Origin of the sequence: Pseudotabrizicola alkalilacus, from assembly GCF_003443995.1 — a bacterium.
Taxonomy (GTDB): domain Bacteria; phylum Pseudomonadota; class Alphaproteobacteria; order Rhodobacterales; family Rhodobacteraceae; genus Pseudotabrizicola; species Pseudotabrizicola alkalilacus.
The window spans coordinates 1-21,879 of record NZ_QWEY01000014.1 but is presented as its reverse complement, the minus strand read 5'-3'; the positions used below and the strand labels follow the sequence as shown (position 1 = coordinate 21,879).

The following is a 21,879-nucleotide window of genomic DNA, read 5'->3' as shown; positions in this document are numbered from 1 at the left end:
GTTCGGGTCAGGGCGGGTCAAATGGTCGTGCCGGCCAGCTTTTTCAGAACGACCTTGAACGTGTTCTCTTCTGCATCGGTGAAGTAGAAGTCGGCGTCGTAGCCCTGATCGTCGATGAAGTGAAAAATCCGGCGCGGCGCGTCTTTGGGATAGGGCACCAGCAAGGTCACGATCCGTTGACGCGCGGTTTTTGGGAACCGGGCGGTCAGGCAGGTGCTGACGGGCAGCCCCTCGAACTCGGCCGGATCGACCCCGGGAAACCCGGTGTCTTGCTCAAGCGTCGGGGCCCCGCCTTCGGACCACAGGATCTCGCCATAGAACCCCGCCTTTTCACCGGCATTGCGAAATGACGTCCGGCCTAGCTGAAAGGGTTGATTGGCATGCAAACGCCAGTCGACGGCAACAGGTTCGCTGGCGTCGATCGAATCGACGAAGACAAAGAAGCTGTTGTTGAAGAAGTAGATTTCCCGCTCGACCAAGGTGACTTCGGGCGACAGCGACGCATAGGCAGCAGTGGCATCGCCCTTGATATAGATGTGGTCCTCGCGCTGTTCTGCCGCCAGAATCTTGCCGGTCGACTGCATCTGCTGGGCCTTGTTGCGATCCGCATACTGGCCTTTGCCATTGATCAGGATCGCATTTTTCGAACGCGTCTGGCGGCGCCACGCCTGATGCATGGTGCTGTTGAACGCCACATAATGGCCCGACTGGATCGCCAGATCCTCACCAAAGGCGGACAGACAAAAGGCGTTCTGATCCCCGTGGCTGTGGCTGATCGAGCCGAAGGGCGACGATTTGAACACAAACTGGATGTGCTGGTCCGGGTTGGCCATCTGATGCTGCACGCCCGCCCAGCCGATCCCCTTGAACCACCGCAATCCACCTTTGGGCGGCACGGGGGCGACAAACGGGTAGTCGGTCCGGTAGGTCATTTCATCGAAATTGGTGTCCCACCAGCCGTAGTTGTAAAAGGCCATTTCGGTGCCGGGGTTCAGACCCAGAAGTTCGTCGCAATACCACTGGTATTCGCCGTTGCCGGTCACGCCGGCAAACTGGCGCATGTTCAGCGCCGTCTTGATGCCCGGCAGATCGCCCATGGTGCTGTCGTCGCCAAAAGAGGCGCGGCGCGTGTTCGGGGCTTTGCAATACAGTGCGAAGTCGGCGGTGTTCTGAAAGAAGGGGCGTTGATAAAGATCAAGACCGGTGAAGGATTTGAGCTGATTTGCGGCATCGATCAGATAAGCCATACCCATCATCCAGTAATGCGTGCCCTCGGCCCAGCCGCCATCGCTGTCTCCCCAGGGGGAATAAACGGTGAACAGGAATTCGATGCAGTAATCGAGCCATTCCCGAACCTCGTCCCCGCCCTCTTCGTCGTCACCCAGAAGCGCGATGCAAGCGGGGATCAGAGTCAGTGAAACCGATCTGACGGCGTGGCTGTCATAGGGGAACAGCTGGATATTGGCGCTTTTGATCGCGTGATGGGCGATGTCGCGAGTGCGCTCCAACAGGGCGGCGCGCACTTTTGCGCGTTCCTCTGCGTTCAGTTGATCGTAAAGCCAATCATAGCCCCAGGCCAGACCGTTGGTGACGCGGTAGGCCCATTCGTCTGTATAGGCCCGCGAGGTCGTGCGGAGCGGATCCCAGGATGCGGCTTCGAGCAGCCAGTCCTTGGCGCGGGCCAGCATTTCCGGGCTGTCCGTCACCGTGCCCCCGATGGCGAGATGACGGATGGCATACCAATGCTCTTGCAGATCGATATAGGTCTGACGCCAGATCGCGGCGACGCGCTGGTGGTTCGGATAGCCTTGCGGCTCCCGCATCACCTCGCGGTCCATCCACGGCAGGACCGATTTTTCGTAAAAACTGGACCAGCTGCAATGCGCCGGATCGGCCGCCACGGCAGCGCGGAACGCCTCCAGCTTTTTCGGACCAAGCCAGAGACGCGGATGGGCCATGTCAACGCCGCCGTAGCGTGCCTTGCGATCGGGCAGCGGTGTTGCGGGCAGGTCGGCCGCCAGAACAAAGCTGCGGCTGGCGCTCCATGCGGTCGCGGGGGCCGCTGTCTTTAGGTCCCAGACCGCATAGGACCAATGATAGGTTCCCGGCTCCAGCACCGTGTCGGGGGTGAAGAAATTGAGGGAGATACCGGTGAAAAGCCGCGTGGCCCTTGCCGGATATTCCGGATCGGTCGACAGGCGCAGCACATAAGCCGCCTCGTCTTCGACCACCGGCAGCCAGGTGAACCGGGGCGGGTTCTCGGCCAGCCTGTCCTCCGGGCCGGGCGCATATTGGATGTTGAGACGCCCGGCAGCGGGTTCGTCGAGATAGGCTTTTGAGTCGTGGGAAGCGATCGGCATCAAAGTGGTTCCTCGTGCCCTGTCTTGCAGTCATGCGTGGGAAGGGGGCCACCCGCCGGTGTCCGGCAGGCGGCGAAGCGGTCCGGCTCAGCCGCCGTATTGCCGCTTGTGGGCCGAGTTCATCACTTCGATGACCTGCGCATAGCCCATTCTGTCCAGCGTGGAGAGATAGGCATCCCAGTCCGCTTCGACATTGCCGCTGCCAAGGATCCAGGCTTGCTGACGCTCTAGCATGTAGGTCAGCAGCGAGGGCCAGAACTTGTCATAGAACGCCTGTTCCTCTGCGTTGAACGCGACGCCGAGAAACTGGTCGATAAGCAGGTCATTCGCCTCGTAAAGTTCGATGCCTTCGCGGGCGGCTTCAGACGTCCATTGCCATTCGTAGCGGTAATCCTGCGGAAAGCCGCGGAAGATCTGCGCGCCTTCCAGATACATCTGGCTGTTCACGGCCTGATCGCTGTTCAACACCTCTGGCTTGTAGACCGGCTCCCCATCCACCATGTCCCAGGTCTTGCCCTCGACCCCGAAGTTGGCAAGGTTGCGGCCCTCGGGGGTAAAGAAGAAGTCGAAATATTTGACCGTTTCGACGGGATGCTGGTTGGCATAGCTGATGGCCCAGCCGTCTGGCTTGATCGGGATGCGACGATGTTCTTCCATTCGCACGCCATTGGCAGAAGCGGGTGGCAGAAACGGAATGAAGTTCATTCCCGGCACCTTTTCGGCCAGCGGGATATTGTATCCCGAGGTCGAGGCGAACCAGTCATGGGTCGATCCGCCAAGGTTCTCAGACAGCAGATAATCGCGCGACGATGCGCCCCGGGTAAAGATTTCGGGGTCGATCAGCCCTTCGGCATACCACTTGGCGATGTTGGACAGGCCGACGCGATAAGCCTCCTGCGCATAGGGATGCACCACTTGGCCATCGTCGTTCACATAGAAATCATGATAGGTGTCCGACCCGGATGACCGCGCGTCCCACAGGTTCAGCAGGCGCAGCACCTCTTCCCACTGGCGGGCGAAATAGGGAATCTCATCCTTGCGGCCATTGCCGTTCGGATCCTGTTCCCGAAATGCCTTCAGCACCTCGTAGTATTCGTCAACGTTCTGTGGCTGCTCCAGACCCAGCTTGTCCAGCCAGTCCTGACGGATGTACCACGCCCGGCCAAATTTTCCGTCCGGCAGATAGGGAATGTAATAGTAGTTGCCATCCGCGGCGGAAATCGCCTCCATCAGACCGGGGTTGTTGTCCCAGAACGCCTGAATGTTCGGGGCATGTTCCCTGACCAGATCGTTCAGCGGCACAAAGGCGCCTTCCGGCCCATACTGGTTCACCGGCTGCTGAATCGCATTGCCGCCCACGATGTCCGGCAGATTGCCGGTGGCAAGCAACAGGTTCATCGCCTCGCTGTTGTTTGTCGTGTTGCGACCCGATGTCCGGTCGATCAGATGGATGCCCGTCATTTCGCGGGCCGCCTGTTCCACCGGATAGATCTTGCTGGTGTCGCCCCCCACGCCATAGCCTTGGGCACGGGGCCAATGCATGTGGATGGTCAGCTCCAGCGGTGTGTCGACGACCCTCAGATGATTGTCGGCAAAGACCGGCGTGGTCATGGCGGTAGAGCCGAGGATGGCAAGTGCCACCTTTAGGTTTCGCATGTTGGTTTCCTCCCTTGATACGAATTTCCGCGTCATTCCTTCACCCCGCCCAGCAGGATGCCCTTTGAGAAATACTTCTGCAGGAACGGGTAGATGAGCAGGATCGGGATGATCGAGCAGACCATGATGGCCGCACTGACCGTCTCGAAGGAATACGCGGCAGTCATGAGCGAGTTGGCGAACTCTTCGTCATCGCTCAGTTCGGCAATGACCTTGCGCAGATAGACTTGCAGCGGGATCTTGCTTTCGTCCTGCAGCAGAACCATCGCCCAGAAAAACCCGTTCCAGCGCGAGACGATGCAAAACAGCGCGACCGTGGCGATGGCAGGCTTTGACAGCGGCATGTAGACTTTCCAGAGCACCTGGAATTCGCTGGCTCCGTCCATCCGCGCCGCCTCTTCAAAGCTTTGCGGGATGCCTTCAAAGAAGTTGCGCAACAGGATGATGTTGAAACCGTTGACGGCAAAGCCGATGATGATGCCAAAGTAACTGTCCAGCAGGCCCAGATCGCGCATGTTCAGAAAGAACGGGATCATTCCGGCGTGGAACCACATGGTAAAGGCAACCATCAGGTTCCAGAACCGCCGCCCGTAAAGCTGCGGGCGCGACAGGGCATAGGCCCCCGGAATGATGAACGCGAGGCTCATCAACGTGCCGCCGATGGTGTAGATAAAGGTGTTCTTGTAAGACGCCCAGAACAGCGGCTCGGCCAGCACCCGCTTATAGGCCTCCAGCGTAAAGCCGACCGGGGTCAGGATGACATTCCCGGCCCGCGCCTCGAACCCGCTGCTCAGCGACAGCGACGCGATGTAGATAAATGGGTACAGGGTAGAGATCGTGAAAAGGGCGATCAGCACCATGTTGAGGAAGACAAAAGCTCTGTCGCCGCGGGAATAAAGGTTCATGTTGGTCATGGCGTATTCCCCCTCACCACAGTGACGTGCGCGAATAGCGTTTCGCGATGGTGTTGGCGGTCATCACCAGAACAAAGGCCACACCCGCGTTGAACAGACCTGCAGCAGCGGCGAGATCGTATTGGCCGCCCTGAATGCCCTGACGGTAGATGAAGGTGTTGACCACATCGGCGGTCTGGTAGGTGGCGGGCTGATACAGCAGGATGATCATCTCGAACGAGACTTCGAGCATGTTGCCGATCCGGATGATCAGCATGATGATGATCGTCGGCAGGATCGAGGGGATGGTGATTTTCCACATCATCTGCCAGCGGCTGGCCCCGTCGACGACCGCACTTTCGTACAGCGTGGGAGAGACCCCGGCGATGGCCGCCAGATAGACGATCGACTGGAACCCCGCCTCCTGCCAGATGCTGGTGCCGACAAAGATCGGGCGGAACCACTCTGGTCGGGTCAGGAAGTAGACCGGGTCGACCCCGAACCACCCCATCACGGTATTGACGATCCCCGCCGAGGGCGAAAACGCGGTGATCACAATGCCGGCGATGATCACGGACGAAATGAAATGCGGCAGATACACAATCGTCTGCGCTGTTTTCTTGAAGGTCTGGTGCAGGATCTCGTTGAACATCAGCGCCAGCAGGATCGGCATCGGAAAGCCGAATATCAGACTGTAAAAGCTGATAATCACCGTGTTCTTCAGCGCGCGCAGAAACTGTTCATTGCCGAAAAGCGTCTGGAAATGCTCCAGCCCCACCCAAGGGCTGCCCGCCACGCCACGAAAGATCGAGTAATCCTTGAACGCGATCTGAAGTCCGTACATCGGCTTGTACAGAAAGATCAGCAGCCAGAGGATCGTGGGGATCAACATGACATACAGCTGCCATTCCCGCTTCAGGTGGTCGCCCACACGCTGGACCCGGCTGCCCTTGCGCCGCCGCAGCGCTTCGCTCGCATCTGCGACCAGCGTTTCGGTGCGCGGACCTGTGACATTGGGATCGCTGCTCATTGGGTCATCACCTGCCCGGGCAGTGCCTGCCCGGTCTTGGCGTCGAACACGCGGATCAGACGGGGGGCGATGGTAAAGCCCGAGACGGAGTCGAGAACGGTTTTCTGCCCCACGGTCTCGGTACGGATGACAAAAGGTTCACCTTGCAGCAGGGCATGGATCAACGCTTCCGACCCCAGCGTTTCCACGATGTCCACCTCAAGCCGGACCCGATCTGTCACGCCTTCGTCGGCCAAGGTCACGAATTCCGGCCGGATGCCAAGCGTCACCTCTTGCCCAACGGCATCGCGCAACGATGGCAGGGGTTGTAACGTGACCCGCTGGCCGCCGAACTCTGCGACGGGGGAAGTCTCGCCCGCCTCGATCCGCGCGCGGACCATGTTCATCGGCGGCGAGCCAAGGAAACTGGCGACAAACGTATTGGCGGGGTTGAGGAACAGATCCATCGGCGTGCCGATCTGCTCGATCCGACCGTCATGCATGACGACAATCCGGTCAGCCAGAGTCATGGCCTCGACCTGATCATGCGTGACATAGATCGACGTCGCGCCCAGCCGCTTGTGCAGCCGCTTGATCTCGGCCCGCATCTGGGTGCGCAATTTGGCATCAAGGTTCGACAGTGGTTCGTCAAACAGAAAGACCTTGGGCTGCCGCACGATCGCGCGTCCCATGGCGACCCGCTGGCGCTGCCCCCCGGACAGATCGGCCGGGCGCCGATCAAGATGATCGGTCAACCCCAGAATGCCGCTGACTTCCTTGACCGAGGCGGCAATCTTTTCCTTGCTTTCCTTGCGGATGCGCAGGCCAAAGGCGATGTTGTCGGCAACATTCAGATGCGGGTAAAGCGCGTAGTTCTGGAACACCATCGCCACATCGCGGTCTTTCGGTGCGACGCGGTTTACATGTCTGCCGTCGATCTTCAGATCGCCGTCAGAGATTTCCTCCAGTCCTGCGATCATGCGCAGGGTCGTCGATTTGCCACAGCCCGAGGGGCCGACAAGGACAACAAATTCCTTTTCCTGCACTTCCAGGTCGATTCCATGGACGACCCGATGCGCCCCGTAGGCTTTCACGATTCCTGTGAGACTGACGCCCGCCATACTACCTCCCCTGTGGATGCTGCCGCCGCCGCGCCAGCACTCCGGGCAAGCGATTCGCCTGACCCGTTAATCTGGTATACTAGTAATTTTTCTGGTATACTAGTCTAGAATGGTTTAGGGAGAGTCGTAGACCGTCTGAGCGAGCAACGGAAGAAACCAATGAAAATTCTTGAAGTCATCGTCACACCCATTGCGATTCCGGACGTTCCGATTGCGAACACAAAGGGGGTGCATTCCTCTGTTTTCCTGCGCTCTGTCATTCAGGTGCGGACGGATACCGGCCTTGTCGGTTTGGCCGAAACCTATGGCGCAAAACGAACGCTGGCAGGTCTGAACACAGCCGCCCTGGCCCTTGAAGGGCTGGATGTCTACAATCTGCGCGAATTGCGCCGTCGTATCGAAGCGGCTCTGCCGGATGCGGGGGGGGTGAATGCCCCGACTGCGCTGGCGGATCACAAGCTGGTCGATGTCGTCTATAGCGCCTTCGAACTGGCCTGCCTTGACCTTCAGGGCAAGCACGTCGGGCGCCCGCTATATGACCTCTTGGGCGGTGCGGTGCGCAAGACCATTCCCTTTGGGGGCTATTTGTTCTTCAAGTTCGCCAAGCAGGATCTGTCCTTTGGCCCTGACATCATGGGCGAAGTCATGACGCCCGATGCTTTGGTCGCGCAGGCCCGCGACTTTGTCGGCCAGTACGGGTTCCGATCGCTCAAGCTCAAGGGCGGTGTACTGGAGCCGGATCTCGAAGTCGAAACCATGCTCAAGCTGCGCGAGGCGTTTCCGCAACACCCTTTGCGCATTGACCCGATGGGCGCATGGACGGTGCCGACTGCAAAGCGTGTCGTAGACCAGCTCGACGGAATTCTGGAGTATCTGGAAGACCCCTGCCGCGGCATGGATGCGATGGCAGAGCTGTCGGCCCAGATCAACGTTCCGCTGGCGACCAATCTGGTGGTGGTGGAGTTCGAACAGATCATCGAAGCGGTCAAGAAAGATGCTGTTCAGATCATCCTGTCAGATCACCACTACTGGCGCGGGCCAAGGGGCTGCATCCATTTGGGTGAAATCTGTCGGGCGGCAGGTCTGGGCGTGTCGATGCATTCAAATTCCCATCTGGGAATCTCCCTTGCCGCAATGTGCCATGTGGCAGCCGCAACGCCGGGTCTGACCTATGACTGCGACACCCATTATCCGTGGTCCAGCAAGGAGATTGTGAGCTCCGGACGCCCTGTCTTCAAGGACGGTGCCCTGCAGGTGCCCGAAGGGCCAGGACTGGGCGTGGAGCTTGATCATGAAGCGGTGGCCGAACTGCACGACCTTTATAATCGGGCGATGGTCAAAGACCGGGACGACACGGATGAAATGCTGAAATACAAACCGGATTATGTACGCAAGGTGCCGCGTTGGTGATCACAGCAGTGGATCAGGGAATTGTCCCGCACGCCCCTAACCCCGGACGGAGATGACGCGATGGCACAAGCACCTCAATCCAACGAGCGTCGGCCGTGCATGGATGATATCTACAATTATCTCCACGGGGAAATCCTGTCTCTGCGTTTAAGGCCCGGCGACAAGATTTCCGAGGCCGACATGGCCGCCCGGTTTGGTGTATCTCGCCAGCCTGTCCGGGATGCTTTCAACCGTCTTGCCAATCTGGATCTGTTGGTGATCCGTCCGCAACGGGCCACCGAAGTCCGGCGCTTTTCGATGCGGGAAATCGAAAAGGCCCGGTTCGTGCGCGCCGCAATCGAAGGCGAAGTCTTGCGGCACGCTGCCCGATATTGCGATGCAGACGGGGCGGCGCGCTTGGACGCGGCGATTGCCGCGCAGCAAAAGGCAATCGTCGACCGTAACGTTGATGGGTTCGGCGCTCTTGATTACGCCTTTCACGAAACGCTTTGCCATATCGGAAAGGCAGAATTCGCCTTTGATGTTATTCTGGCTGAAAAGGCCAAGGTTGATCGCCTGTGCATGCTGGGCCTGTCGAAAGAAGATCGCATGCCGGAACTGGTCCAAGATCACCGGGCAATTGCCGAAGCGGTGAAAGCAAACGATCCAGTCCGCGCAGTCGAGATCGGGATGCTGCACCTGTCCCGTCTGGACAAAACCATCGAGCGTATCTCGGTGACCAACGCCAATTACTTTGAGCCGCCGGACAGCTGACCCGGCTGGCCGATACCAGCCCGCTCAAACCGGCTGATCGCAGCATAAGAGCCTGCCGCGCATTGGTGTCGCCGCCGCGACGCCCTTTGGAACATTTTCCCGATGCCTTCTCCGCTTTCCCCGAACCGCTCAGACCTCCCAACCGGGCCAACAGCCCGCCATGTGTTTTCTCTGGCATGGCCGATGACGTTAAAGGCAGTCATTCTGCATGGGACCGTCGTGATCGACGCCTATCTGGTGGCATCGCTGGGCGAGACTGCGCTGGCCGCAATGGGTCTGGCTGCGGCCATCGCAGGGTTCGTGCTGGGTGCGATTCTGGCCTTTGCCAATGCGATGCAGATCCGTACCGCGCAGGCCTTTGGCACTGGCGATCCGGTCTTTCTAAAATCTGCGCTGGCCTCTGGAATGACAGTCAGTCTGGCCGTCGGCGTTCTCGGGCTGCTCGCTATTCAGGTTTTCGGGGGCGCGTTGATCGGTTGGTTGGCACCGACGCTTGAAATTGTGCAGCTGGCGCAGGATTATCTGGCCGTGTTCTCGCTGGTGATCCTTGGCGAAGCCATCGGGCAATGCCTTTCCAGCTATTTCAACGGCTGCGGTGAAACCCGAACACCGCTTTACAGTTTTTGTCTGTCACTGCCGATAAACGTCATCACCAGCATTATGCTGATCAATGGATATTGGGGGCTGCCCGCCTTTGGTGTCGTCGGCGCGGCCATGGGCAGCGTGATTGCAATCGTGGTTCAGGTGGGGTTTCTCGCCGTGCGGTTCTTGCGGATCAACGGCCATCTGATGCGTGTCCCCGGATGGCGGCAGGCAAGTTTCGCAGGCTCTCTCAAACGGCATATCGGCTTTTCGCTGCCCATTGCCGCAACGTTTCTAAGCGCGACGATTGCGACACATATCTGCACCCTGATCTATGCCAAACTTACCGTGAACGAATTTGCCGCGATGACGCTTATCGCGCCGTGGATCATGGTGACCGGCACTGTCGGCATGCAGTGGGCTCAGGCAACGGGGATCATCGTGGCGCAACTGCTGGGGCAGAAAAAAAAGGAAGCCGTGCTCGACCGCTTTCTGAAAAGCGCATGGCGCGGCGCGAACGTTGCATCCGGTCTGGTGGCCGCGCTGCTGCTTACTGTCTGTCTTTCAGCAAACGCCCTGTATCCGGACCTGAACGTCGAGACACGGATGCTCATGCTGGCGTTTTTGCCCGTCTTGTTGGTTCTGCCATTTCCGAAAGGATCCAATGCGATCTGTGGCAATACCCTTCGGGCCAGTGGTGACACGATCTATGTAATGCACATCTTCATCTGGGCCCAGTGGCTGTTCAGGGTGCCGGTAACCGCCTTGGCGGTCTTTTACTTCGACCTCTCTGCCGTCTGGGTCTTGTCCTTTCTTTTGTGGGAAGAGCTGATCAAATTCGTCCCCTTCCATCGGCGCCTCTTGCGCGGCGACTGGAAGCGAGCAGTCATTTCGAACTAATCACAAGGTGGTAACAGTACTGCGTGCCTCCGCTTTGCAGGATGTCTTTCAAGAAAGACGACGATTGGACGTTTGCGGGTTAATATGTCGAGCAGTTGTCGACCTTGGGGGCTTTGTTGCGCAAATCCCGTGACGGCCGCACCTTCCCTTTCGCTGGACAGACCTATCCTGCGCGCTGCGTGATCGGGGTTCCGAGGGCAGTGAAGCGGTTCAGAATGGCTGCCCTGATCTGAAGCTCGGCAACCTGTCGGTCGAAGTCCCGAGACAGGACGCGCTCGCCCAGGAGCTTGAGGCAGCGCATCTTGGCCTCGACCAGACTTCGTCGGTGGTAGCCGGTCCAGCCCTTCCAGATCGCTCGGCCGAGGCGGCGGCAACTGCGGAGCGCCTCATTGCGCGCGGTCGCTCCTGCCGTGTGTTCCTTCCAGGGCTTGCCGCTCCTGCGAGGCGTAATGACGGCGGCTGCTCCGCGTTCCGCGATAGCAGTGTGGCAGGCGCGGGTGTCATAGGCGCCATCTGCGGTGACGATGCCGATGGACTGATCGCCCGGGATCTGGTCCAGCAGGTCGGGCTGCATGGGCGCATCGCCGACCCGGCTGCCGGTGATCTCAATGGCCCGGATTTCCAGCGTCTCCGCATCGATCCCGAGGTGGACCTTGCGCCAGTCCCGTGGCTTGGACGGCCCATGTTTCCTGGCCAGCCACTCGCCATCGCCTTCGGCTTTCCCGCCTGTGCTGTCGATCAGGAGATGCAGCGCGCCCGTGCTGGGCCGGTAGGGGATGTGGACGGTCAGCGTCTTCTGGCGACGGCAGAGGGTGCTGAAATCCGCCACCGGCCAGTCGAGCCCGGCCAGTTCCAGCAGGCTTGCCACCTTCCCGGTGGTTTGCCGAAGCGGCAAGCCGAAGAGCGCCTTCAGCGTCAGACACGTTTGGATCGCGGCGTCGGTGAACACCGGCTGACGGCCACGCCTGCCGGTCGGCGCGGCCAGCCATTGCGTCTCAGGATCGAACCAGATCGACAACGACCTGCGCCTCGCCAGCGCAGCGTTGTAGTCATGCCAGTTCGTGGAGCGGTAGGTCGGGGGCTTAGGTCTGCTCATGCATCACAGCTACAACGCTGGATTCACTGAGTGAATCCTTCACCGTATTTGCGCAACAAAGCCCCTCGAAGACCTCCGTTCAGGCAGGCAACCGTTGGGAACTAAGGTCGTCAGGCCGCATAGAGCACTGCGATATCGGACCGGAAGTCGGTGTCATCAAGCCACATCCGGTGAAGGATCACTCCGATGCGTCTTGCCAAGGCGACCATGGCGCGCTTTGCGCCACGGCGGCGGGCAACCTGTGCGGCCCATGTTCTCAGCCATGTCGAACGCCCACGGTGCATCATGACAGTTGCTGTTCATGAGTGCTTTCTATCCCTGGTGGTCGCTGCGAGTATATCACTGCAAACTACGCCGAATGAGGCACAGCCCCCTGCGACCTTTTCTACTGTCATCCAGCTGGCGATGCCAATCGTAAAACCCGCCAGTCTCCATGATGTCGCTTCTTCAAATGCACCGCAGCAAGCTGAAATCCACTTTGCGGCCAAGACTTCGGCGTGTCGATCAGCAGCAGTTCGGCAACACCAAAGCCAAACTCGTCGAGGTCACGCAGCCTCGCCTTCGTTGTCATATTCACAATTGGCGCAAGCCAAACAATGTTCTCAGCTACGGCCATCGCATGCCGAGTAAAGTCTCGAAGGCGCGACCAGGGCGGGTTGGTGATGATCCAGTCGACCGGCGCACTCCATTCAAGAAAATCACGCCCATCGGCCAGTTCACACCAGTGCGCGTCCAGATGCGCTGGAAACTGGTCAAAGAAGGCCCCCTGACCACGGGCAGGATCCAGAATGCTCCCCTCAAGTCGCCCAGAGAAATGAGCAATGACGGCAGCGGCAAGGGGTGCGGGCGTCATGACCAAATCCCGTGTTGGCACATTTGGCGCGGGGACAAGGCCGCCCGACCGAGGCCCGTCAAGCTTGCGAAGCGGATCACGAAGACCAAGGGCCGTCAGGACGGAAAGCAAAATCGATATACTGCCCGAAAGATCTCTCTCAAGGGCAATTACGGTCGGACGCGAGCACCCTACCCTTTCAGCCAAGGCCGCCTGACTGAAACCTTTCTTGCGCCGCCGCACCTTAAGCAAGGCAGCCGCATCCCCACCTTGCCGGGCCCACCCCCACCCAAGATCGAGTGCCTTTAAAACTCGGCCCATAGTCCGCAAATTGCCCTCACCCAGCTCGAGAGCCCGGACCGTTGGGATGCTGACCCCGATTTCGAGAGCAAGATAAGCCTGTGTAATCCCTCGAGAACGCCGGGTTTGAGCAATTAAGGGCAACGCAGACATGTAAGGATTTCTTGCTATTTTGAGATCAGATTTGCAAAAGAATACTGACATCTTCGGCCGGTTGAAAGGCCGAAGTCGGCCCATAGCTGCCGGACAGGTCGCCTTCAGGCCGCCGAGCCGTTTACCTAAACCAGACATTGGCGATTGCCGAACGAAAACCCTTTGGTCTAAACCACGAATGGGACCAACCGATCATTTGCCGCAAGGCAACATCTGTCCATAATCTCGCTTTCGGTGCAAATTCCCATCATCCGCCTTCCCTTTGCACGATCAATTGCGGCACGCCGTCTGATGTGTGGCGATGCGAGCGGCCATTCTCGTCAATCGTGGCTCGGACCTGATGCCGTAGGTTCGAGAAACTCTCGAATTTGACGACATCGACCGGAGCGTCGAAGCGGATTTCGACTTGGCGATGGCCGGCTGGGCCAGACAGCCCGACCACCTTTCCCGCAAACGGTTGCCCAAGATAGCGGCCCCTCACGCGGTCGCCCAAAGCGAGCTCTGGCGGCGTATTCCGTAGCGCCAGCCGGGCGTGCAGGGTGTTCCAATCCTTGGCACCCTGCTGCTTGGCGACCAGTTCCAACGCCTGCGCGTGGCTGATCGGGGTGCCCTGGGTAAGCAAGCCTGCGCGCAGGGCTTTGGCCTGAGCCTTTGCTTCGTCGATCGTCATGCCTGCCCCCCTGCCAGTGCGAACGTTTGTCGGCCAATCCCGATGGCAAGCAGCAGAATAGCTACATCCGCCAGCGGAAAGGCCAGCCAGATGCCCGGCACGCCAAGGATTGCCGACAGCGACAGAACCAGCGCGGGCGACAAGAGCCAAGGCTTCACTAGGGTCAGCGCCGCCGTTCGTCCCGGTTGGCCAATCGCCTGAAAATGCAAGGCCATCACAAGCACCGGCCCCGAGGCTGCGTAGACAAGCATCATCGGCCGCAGGAACTGCGCGACGGCGGCGGTCACCGCAGGATCATCGCTGAACCATCCGGCCAGCGTATGGCCTCCGGCCAACCCGATCATCGCCACCAGCAAGCACCACAGGAAGGCCGCAGCCATCGCCAGCCGCAGCGCCGCCTGCGCGCGATCTGGCCGACCGGCGCCTGCGTTGTTGCCGCTGATGCTTTGGGTGGCCAGTGCAATCGCCATCTGCGGCAGAAAGGCAAAGCCAAGAAGGCGCGTCACCACTCCGTATCCCGCGACCAGCCGGGCATGCTCTGCCCCGGCGTGCAGCCGCAGGGCCAGCATCACCACACTGGCCGAAACGGCGATGCCGATGAAGCTGAGGCAAAGGGGCAGACCCAGCCGCAGGATCTGCGACCAGCCTGCCCGCCAGCTTTGGCGCAGCACCGACAAGGGCAGCAACCCACCGCTGCGTAGCCGGATTGCGATCAGCAAGGTCAGCCCGATCCCCTGCGCCGCCACGGTGCCAAGCGCCGACCCCGCGATGCCAAGGCCCAAAACCACGATCCCCAGCCAATTCGCGCCGATATTGATCAGGTTCACCAGCACTGATAGGCCCGCGATCACATTGCCCCGCCCCTCATTGCGTAGGGCATCGGCATGCAGACCCAGCAACAACTGCACTGGCACGCCGAGGATCAATATCCGCAGATAATCCTGCGCCAAGCCTTCAACCCGAGGCTCGCCCGCCATGACCTCAACGAAGGTTCCCCCGATCAGCGCCCAGAATGCGATTGCCCCAGCCGAGATCGCCAGCACTAGCCCATGCGCACCCGCAAAGATGCGACCGGCCGCCGCGCGATGGCCCGCGCCCAGATGCCGGGCCATCAAGCTGGACATGCCGCCACCGACAAGCGTGGCAAGCGCCGTCAGCACCATGGCCACCGGAAAGGCAAGGCTGACCGCCGCCAGCGCCTCGGGGCCGATAAAGCGGCCGACGAAGATCCCGTCGACCACATTCAGAATGCCGCCCATCGACATGACCACGGCCATCGGCAAGGCATTTGACCAGAACAGCCGCCCGATGGGGGCGGTCAGAAACGGATTATCCTGTAGAACAGCGTGCCGGACAGACATCGCCCACTCCTCTCATGAGGCATTTCAAAAGAGATGGGAGCCTGCATTGCCCACCACGCGAAATGCTTCGAGGGTGAGATGTCGTCGCGATCCGGGCTTCACCGTGACTTGCGTCCGCAGGCGGCAGGTGCCCGGCACCTTGTTCGCTCACTAGCGCCGTATGGCAATGCCGTCAAGCTGCGGGATATTTCTGTTGCGTCTGCATTTGGCTGACTTGGTAGGAGCCGCAATTTTGGGGCCTGTTCGTTCGAACGCACGACGCTGGAGAGCGGAGCGACACAGCCGGCGAACGACTGCTTTAGAGGGATGCTGCGCTTGCGATGCTGCGCAGCACTGAGTCAACTTCCCGCCCTTCACGTCTTTCTGGTGCCTTCCCCCTCAATGAAAATCCCGGCTTGGGAACAGCTTTTTGGCCTGTTCGCGCGGATGGCGGGCACTCGACTGCCCGCGGCCCATGACCGGACGTTTCGTCTCATCCGCCCGCCCGTCGTTGGACGGGATGATCACCGGGCGGCCGAGGGTGGTCAGCAGCCGCGAGACGTCTTCGACATGCTCCGCGATCAGGTGAATGACCGGACCGTCGCGTTCGATCCGGCCGCGCACGCGGACGAGGCGACCGGAGATCACTGCTTTGCGGAAGGTCTCGTAGACCTTTTTCCAGACCACGATATTGGCGGTGCCGGTCTCATCCTCCAGCGTCAGGAAGATCACGCCGGAGGCGGTGCCGGGGCGTTGGCGGGTGATGACGAGGCCGGTGACGGTGACACGGCCCTTGGCCTCCGGCAGCCGGTTGTGCGGCAGGCTTTCGGCCAGACGCGGGCGCAAGAGTTCCATCGGATGGGCGCGTAAGGACAGGCGCAGCGCCAGGTAATCCTCGATCACCTCTTGCCCGAGGGTCATGCGCGGCAGAGTGACCGAAGGCTCGACGCCCCCTTCCCCATCCGGGCCGAACAGTGGCAGCGGGGCAGGCGCGCGCAAAGCCTTGGCGGCCCAGAGCGCGTCTCGACGGGTCAGGCCGAGGGCAGCAAAGGCGTCGCCTTCGGCCAGCCGCTCCAGCGTGTCCGGCGGCACCCCGGCGCGGCGCCACAGGCTTTCGACATCTGGGTAGCCGTTACCGCGCGCGGCGGTGATCCAGTTGGCATCTTCCTCCCGCAGTCCCTTGATCTGGCGGAACCCCAGCCGCAGGGCCAGTGCCCCGTCAGCACGGTGTTCCAGTGTGCAATCCCACTGGGAATGATCCACCGACACCGGCCGCACCTCGACCCCGCAATCGCGAGCGTCGCGCACCAGTTGGGCGGGGGCGTAAAAGCCCATCGGCTGGGAGTTCAGTAAAGCGCAGGTGAACACCGCCTGATGATGGCATTTGAGCCAGGCGGAGATATAGACCAGCCGGGCAAAACTGGCGGCATGGCTTTCGGGAAAGCCATAACTGCCAAAGCCCTCGATCTGCGCAAAACAGCGGGCTGCGAAATCGGCGTCATAGCCGCGTTCCAGCATGCCGGAGACAAAGCGGTCGCGGAAGGAGCCGATGGTGCCCATACGTTTGAAGGTGGCGAGGCTGCGGCGCAGGCGATCGGCCTCGGACGGGGTGAAGCCCGCGGCTACGACTGCGATCTGCATCGCCTGCTCCTGAAACAGCGGCACGCCGTAGGTGCGGCCCAGCACCTCCATCATGGCAGGGCCAAGGTCTTCGACAGGTTCCAGCCCCATGCGGCGGCGGATGAACGGGTTCACCATGCCGCCCTGAATCGGGCCAGGGCGGACGATGGCAACCTCGCAGACGAGATCGTAAGACTGCCGGGGCCGCATCTTGGGCAGGAAGTTCATCTGCGCCCGGCTTTCCACCTGAAACACCCCGATGGCATCGGCGCGGCACAGCATGTCATAGACCTGTTCACGCTGAACACTGTCGGGGCTGGTGCGGGGTTCTTGTCCACGATCAGGCTTCAGCGTGGCCAGATCCATCCTAATCGCGCGATGATCCTCCAGCAGTTTGAAAGACTTGCGGATGCAGGTCAGCATGCCAAGGCCGAGGATATCCACCTTCAGTAGCCCCAACGCGTCGATGTCATCTTTGTCCCATTCGATGATGGTGCGATCTTCCATCGCGGCGTTCTCGATCGGGCAGAGCTCATCGAGGCGGCCTTGGGTGATGACAAAACCGCCGACATGCTGCGACAGATGGCGTGGGAAGCCGATGATCTCGCCGATCAGCCGCGTGGTCAGCATCATGCGCCGGTCGGTTGGGTCCAGCCCTGCGTCGCGCATCCTGTCCTGTCCGGGGGCGGAGGAGGACCAGCCCCAGATCTGGCCTGAGAGGCGGGCGACAACGTCCTGGCTCAGCCCCATGACTTTGCCAACCTCGCGGATGGCGGCGCGGGAGCGGAAATGGATCACGGTGGCGGTCAGGCCCGCGCATTCACGGCCATAGCGTTCATAGATCCACTGGATCACCTCTTCGCGGCGTTCATGTTCGAAATCCACGTCGATATCCGGCGGCTCGCCGCGTTCTTTGCTGATGAACCGCTCGAAAATCAGGGTGATGGATTCAGGCGGCACTTCGGTGATGCCCAGAAGGTAGCAGACCACCGAATTGGCCGCCGATCCGCGTCCTTGGCAGAGGATGCCCTGCGCGCGGGCGAAGGCCACGATGTCATGCACGGTCAGGAAATACGGCGCATAGTCCACGTCGCGGATCAGGGCGAGTTCCTTGTCGACGCGGGCGATGATCTTGGGCGAGGCGCCGTCGGGATAGCGCCAGCTCAGCCCGTTGCGGGTCAACCGCTCGAGCCGCGCCTGCGCGGGTTCGCCATCCAGAGCCTCGTCGGGGTTTTGATAGCGCAACTCATCCAGCCGGAACGCGCAGGCATTGGCGATCTCGACCGTGCGCCGGATCGCGGCGGGATAGCGGTGAAACAGCCGCGCCATCTCGGCTCCGGGCTTCAGCCGGTGCTCGCCATTGGTCAGACGGTGCTGGCCGATGTTGTCGATGGTGCAGCCGATGCGCAGGCAGGTCAGCACATCGGCGAGCGGGCGGCGTGCGGCGCGGTGCATCAGCACGTTGCCGACCGCGACGAGCGGCAGGGCGACGCCTTGGGCAAGGGTCGCCAGCCGGTCCAGCCGGGGCTGGTCTCGGCCATCATAATGCGGGGCGGCGCCCAGAAAGCACTGGCCGGGAAAGGCCTTTGCAATGCGGGCCATGTCGGCACGGGTGGCGGCAACCTGTCGGGCATCAGCTTCCATCAGGTCGGGCGGCAGGGCGATCAGGATCAATCCTGTGCCCCAGTCCAAGAGATCGGCACGTTGCAGGTGGCAGTCGCCCTTGGGCGCGCGGCGTTTGCCCAGGGAGAGCAGCCGCGTCAGCCGTGACCACGCCGCGACATCGGTTGGCAGGGCCAGCCATTCGACGCTTGAGTCGGTGAACACCAGCCGCGCGCCGGGGATCAGCCGGGGCAAAGGCGTATCGGGCAGGACCGGGGCGGCGGTGGCCCCGCTGAAATGCGGCACGGTCTGGCGGCTGGAATGGTCGGTGACGTGCTGCGACCGGATGCTCGGCCCGCCCTGCGCGGCCTGATCGGTGGCCAATGCCTCATCACGCAGCCGCGCCAGCTCTTTAAGTGCCGAAAACGCCCGCACCACGCCCGCCACCGAGTTGCGGTCGGTGATGGCGATGGCGCTAAGACCCAGCTCTGCCGCCCGCGTTACCAACTCCTCCGGGTGGGAGGCTCCGGTCAGGAAGGTGAAGTTCGAGGTCACGCACAGCTCGGCATAATGGGTCATATGAACTCCCCCTGCACGCACCAATTTTGCGCCCCTGCGGGCGCGGGCCAATCCGGGGCTTGTGGGGTGTGGAACAGCCACAGGCGCGGGCCTTCGCGTGTCTCGATCCGCCAGTAGTCGCGCATACCGCTGCGCCAGGCTGGATCATCGAACCACCACTCCGGTGCAATCCGCTCCGGTCCCTGTGCGCGCAGGGTGGTGAAGCGCATCCGCCGCCAGCGGAACTGCGCCGGCGGATGACCGGAGGCATGGCTGACGGGTTCGGGGGGGAACAGCGTAAGGGGCCGCGCCGGGCCATGCCGGGGCGGGGCGGCGACCGGTTCGGACCAAGCCGCAGCGACCAGCTGAAAGCTGCGCTCGGGGATCTTGCTGTCGGCGGGCTGCATTCTAAGCACGCGGTCAAAGCCGATCCGGTTGCCAAGACGCGAGATCAGATCGGCCAGGGCATCCTCATGCCGCAGGACCGGGCCACTGCCGACCTGCTCGGGTGGCAGCGGTTCGGTGATGGGGGCGGACAGGCGCATCGCGTCGATGCCAAAGCCTGCGTCGACCTCATCCACGCCTTTGGCGAACAAAGCTGCCATGCGGACCGGATCGCGCATGGCGCGTGCCAGACCGATCTCGACCTGCACCGTGCCGTGATCGACCCGGCGCAACTCCAGCCGCAGGCGGCGCGCGCCGTGGTGATGCAGCGTCAGCGTGGCGCAGAGCCGGTCGAGCAGGCGCGACAGGCCTGCCATCACATCGGACTGCAGGCCGATCGGTTCCGGCAGGGTCATCCGCACCCCGAAATGCGGCGGCTCCGCCCCTGCGGCAACCGGCTCAGGTTGATGGCCCAGAAGCTGGTCGAGACGCAGCACCAAGCCTGCGCCGAAGCGGCGGGCCAGCGGCGCTCGGGGCTGTGCGATCAGGTCGCGCATCTGCGACAAGCCGACACGGGCCAGTGCCTCCGCGGTGGCATGGTCGATGCGCAGCGCGGAGACCGGCAAGCGGCCAACGCCTTGCGTTAGCGCACCATCGGCAATGATCCCGCCGCCATGGCGGGCCAGCGCATAAGCCGCACCACGCGTGCTCGCAATCGCGCTGCTGACCGACAGCCCGGCGCGGTCCAGCCGGGCGTGCAGATCCGCGCGCATCTCCCCTTCGCCGCCAAACAGATGCGCGACGCCGGTGATGTCGGCCATCAGCCCATCAGTCCCGTCACTGGCGACCATCGGGGCATAGCGGCTGGCCCACCGCCGCAGACTGGCCAATGCTGCCGCTTCACGTGCCAGATCGGCGGGGCGGGTGGACAGATCCGGGCAGATCGCGCGGGCATCTGCCAGCGGCATGCCGCGATGCAGCCCGCGCTGTTCCGCGGCAGGGTTCAGACAGTGCAGATGATCGGCATTGCCCGACTGATGGGTCAGCGCAAACGGCCCTTCAACGGGCCGGTTCCGCAGGCTGGCGTCGCTCGCCAGTCTCGGAAACCAGATCGAAAGCAGCCGACGCGCCATGCCAGTTCAATACCCAATGTCCAATTGTTCCCTTTTTGTTCTTACTAAGGGCCCAGCGGTGCAAAGTCGAGTCCGCTGCCGTATGTGCCGCAGGCCGGGACACGGGAACGTGTGCAGATACAGGGTCGCAGTGCCAGCGCGTCTCGGTGGCAGAGCTGCCGTGATCCTCGCGGATCAGCATCAGCCCGGTGGTCCGCCCGGCCTCTGCCGCGAGTTGCAATCGGCGCCCTGCGGTCAGGGACAAGAGCTGTTGCGGCTCGGCGATGACCAGTGCGACGGGCGCCGCGCGCAAGGCTTCTTCGACGCACCACAAGAGATCCGTCTCGCTCTTGGGGGTCAGCAGCAGCAACCGCTCGGACAGGCCCGCAGGCAGGCCGCGCAGCATCGGCCGTTGCGCTTCATGCGCGGGCAGCACCCAAAGCACTGCGCCGGGATGGCGCAGGGTCTGGAACAGCGCAAAGCTGCGCCGCCCCGGGCCCTCGGCCTCATGCACCCGGGTCTTGGTCAGGGTGAACGGATCGGTGGAAGGCGGGCGGGGAGCAAGGTCATGCAGGGTCGTCACGCGCATCCTCCACCACGATGTCCAACTCGCCATCCGGCAGGGGGCGTTGCAAATGCAGCGCCTGTTCGATCGGCGCGGTCAGCCAGATGCGCCATTCCTCGGGGCGGACCAGAATAACGGGCATGGCCTTGGGGTGAATGCGCTCCACCTCGCGGTTGGGCGCGCAGGTCAGAAACCCGAAGGCGTCCACCGTCACCTCGCCCTCTTTGAGCTTGCGCACCGAGGTCCAGTCGGTGCGGATGCCCGCAAAGAACGCCAGCGGCTGGTCCTCGCCAAGGGCGAACCACACCGGTTTGCCCTTGCCGGGGCCGGGGCGGCTGTCCGGCTCGGCAAAACTGGTGAACGGCACAAGGCAGCGATGCTCCACTCCCAGCCAGCGCCGCCAATGTGGCGAGTCCAGGTTGCGGATATTGGTCACGCCGGGATCAGTGCGCTTGCCTGTCAGAAACTGCGGTGGCGTCGGCATGCCCCAACGGGCCATCGACAGCTGCCAGCCGCCCTGAGCCCCATGGCGAAACACCGGCGCCGGGTAATCCGGCCAGATCCCCGGCATCGGCGGCAGGTTGCCGGTCAGGTCGTCAAACCCCTCACCCCCCTCGATGATCGCGTCAAACACATGACGCATCGCGTCCTGGCTCTTGGTCTGGGAATACAAATTGCACATCGGCGGGGTCCGGAATCGGGAAGCCCCAAGGGTGCGAACATTCGGGGAACTTGTCCAGTCCTGAGAGAGGCAGGAGGATCACACCGGCGGGCCAGGAGCGACGGCGGTATGAGGCGGGTCGCGCAACAGTCAGGATTAGCGACAAACGAATTTGCACTGACCTGGGACTGGGGGAACCTCGAGACGAGGCTACTGCTGAGATGTGCCCCGAGCACATAGCGGAGGGGGCATCGAGTCGGTCAGCTTTGGGGCTCGACAGAGGTTTCCGCAGCGGATCACTC

Annotated in this window: 16 protein-coding genes and 2 pseudogenes; 3 read left to right on the top strand and 15 right to left on the bottom strand. The window is 61.8% G+C overall.

The window, feature by feature from the left end; genetic code table 11:
- Positions 1 to 17 precede the first annotated feature (17 nt).
- From D1012_RS19165 to D1012_RS19145, 5 genes are all read right to left on the bottom strand, one after another.
- Positions 18 to 2,360, bottom strand: coding sequence for a heparinase II/III domain-containing protein (locus tag D1012_RS19165; protein WP_118155748.1), 2,343 nt, complete (start codon positions 2,358 to 2,360; stop codon positions 18 to 20).
- An 87-nt stretch (positions 2,361 to 2,447) separates the two neighbouring features.
- On the bottom strand, positions 2,448 to 4,016 hold the full coding sequence (locus tag D1012_RS19160) for an extracellular solute-binding protein (protein WP_233517191.1): 1,569 nt from the start codon (positions 4,014 to 4,016) through the stop codon (positions 2,448 to 2,450).
- 32 nt (positions 4,017 to 4,048) lie between these two features.
- The gene (locus D1012_RS19155) at positions 4,049 to 4,930 is read right to left on the bottom strand and encodes a carbohydrate ABC transporter permease (RefSeq protein ID WP_118155747.1); all 882 of its coding nucleotides are present in this window, start codon (positions 4,928 to 4,930) and stop codon (positions 4,049 to 4,051) included.
- Positions 4,931 to 4,943: 13 nt separating this feature from the next.
- The gene (locus D1012_RS19150) at positions 4,944 to 5,939 is read right to left on the bottom strand and encodes an ABC transporter permease (RefSeq protein WP_118155746.1); all 996 of its coding nucleotides are present in this window, start codon (positions 5,937 to 5,939) and stop codon (positions 4,944 to 4,946) included.
- Positions 5,936 to 7,039 carry an ABC transporter ATP-binding protein gene (locus D1012_RS19145; protein WP_118155745.1) on the bottom strand — a complete coding sequence of 368 codons (1,104 nt, stop codon included), beginning with the start codon at positions 7,037 to 7,039 and terminating at the stop codon, positions 5,936 to 5,938. Before D1012_RS19145 ends, D1012_RS19150 begins: the two co-directional genes overlap by 4 nt.
- A gap of 159 nt (positions 7,040 to 7,198) precedes the next feature.
- Between D1012_RS19145 and D1012_RS19140 the strand changes: the two genes are divergently transcribed.
- The 3 genes from D1012_RS19140 (at position 7,199) to D1012_RS19130 (ending at position 10,684) form a co-directional block, all read left to right on the top strand.
- Positions 7,199 to 8,449, top strand: a complete 1,251-nt coding sequence (locus tag D1012_RS19140; RefSeq protein WP_118155744.1) for an enolase C-terminal domain-like protein — start codon at positions 7,199 to 7,201, stop codon at positions 8,447 to 8,449.
- 21 nt (positions 8,450 to 8,470) lie between these two features.
- Positions 8,471 to 9,202: a GntR family transcriptional regulator gene (locus D1012_RS19135; RefSeq protein ID WP_233517190.1), complete on the top strand. Its 732-nt coding sequence runs from the start codon at positions 8,471 to 8,473 to the stop codon at positions 9,200 to 9,202.
- 102 nt (positions 9,203 to 9,304) lie between these two features.
- A complete protein-coding gene (locus D1012_RS19130) occupies positions 9,305 to 10,684 on the top strand; it encodes an MATE family efflux transporter (protein WP_118155742.1) in 1,380 nt (459 codons plus the stop codon).
- A gap of 163 nt (positions 10,685 to 10,847) precedes the next feature.
- On the opposite strand, the gene D1012_RS19125 is transcribed toward D1012_RS19130, so the two are convergent.
- The 10 genes and pseudogenes from D1012_RS19125 to D1012_RS19085 all read right to left on the bottom strand — a co-directional run bounded on the left by D1012_RS19125 (position 10,848) and on the right by D1012_RS19085 (position 21,598).
- Positions 10,848 to 11,780: an IS5 family transposase gene (locus D1012_RS19125; protein ID WP_118155741.1), complete on the bottom strand. Its 933-nt coding sequence runs from the start codon at positions 11,778 to 11,780 to the stop codon at positions 10,848 to 10,850.
- 110 nt (positions 11,781 to 11,890) lie between these two features.
- Positions 11,891 to 12,040: pseudogene (locus D1012_RS19120) on the bottom strand (IS110 family transposase); the annotation flags it as partial.
- A gap of 131 nt (positions 12,041 to 12,171) precedes the next feature.
- Positions 12,172 to 12,633, bottom strand: coding sequence for a hypothetical protein (locus tag D1012_RS23055; RefSeq protein ID WP_233517189.1), 462 nt, complete (start codon positions 12,631 to 12,633; stop codon positions 12,172 to 12,174).
- Positions 12,634 to 12,711: 78 nt separating this feature from the next.
- A pseudogene (locus D1012_RS23280) lies at positions 12,712 to 13,065 on the bottom strand (helix-turn-helix transcriptional regulator); the annotation flags it as partial.
- 247 nt (positions 13,066 to 13,312) lie between these two features.
- Complete coding sequence (locus D1012_RS19110) at positions 13,313 to 13,735, bottom strand: glyoxalase superfamily protein (RefSeq protein WP_118155739.1); 423 nt, start codon at positions 13,733 to 13,735, stop codon at positions 13,313 to 13,315.
- Complete coding sequence (locus D1012_RS19105) at positions 13,732 to 15,096, bottom strand: MATE family efflux transporter (RefSeq protein ID WP_118155738.1); 1,365 nt, start codon at positions 15,094 to 15,096, stop codon at positions 13,732 to 13,734. The genes D1012_RS19110 and D1012_RS19105 overlap by 4 nt, the downstream gene beginning before the upstream one ends.
- Positions 15,097 to 15,474: 378 nt before the next feature.
- Entirely contained in the window at positions 15,475 to 18,876 is a 3,402-nt protein-coding gene (locus tag D1012_RS19100) for an error-prone DNA polymerase (protein WP_118155737.1), read from the bottom strand.
- On the bottom strand, positions 18,873 to 20,372 hold the full coding sequence (locus D1012_RS19095; RefSeq protein WP_118155736.1) for a Y-family DNA polymerase: 1,500 nt from the start codon (positions 20,370 to 20,372) through the stop codon (positions 18,873 to 18,875). Before D1012_RS19095 ends, D1012_RS19100 begins: the two co-directional genes overlap by 4 nt.
- A complete protein-coding gene (locus D1012_RS19090) occupies positions 20,299 to 20,934 on the bottom strand; it encodes a hypothetical protein (protein WP_233517188.1) in 636 nt (211 codons plus the stop codon). Before D1012_RS19090 ends, D1012_RS19095 begins: the two co-directional genes overlap by 74 nt.
- The gene (locus tag D1012_RS19085; protein ID WP_118155735.1) at positions 20,918 to 21,598 is read right to left on the bottom strand and encodes an SOS response-associated peptidase; all 681 of its coding nucleotides are present in this window, start codon (positions 21,596 to 21,598) and stop codon (positions 20,918 to 20,920) included. Before D1012_RS19085 ends, D1012_RS19090 begins: the two co-directional genes overlap by 17 nt.
- Positions 21,599 to 21,879: the final 281 nt, after the last annotated feature.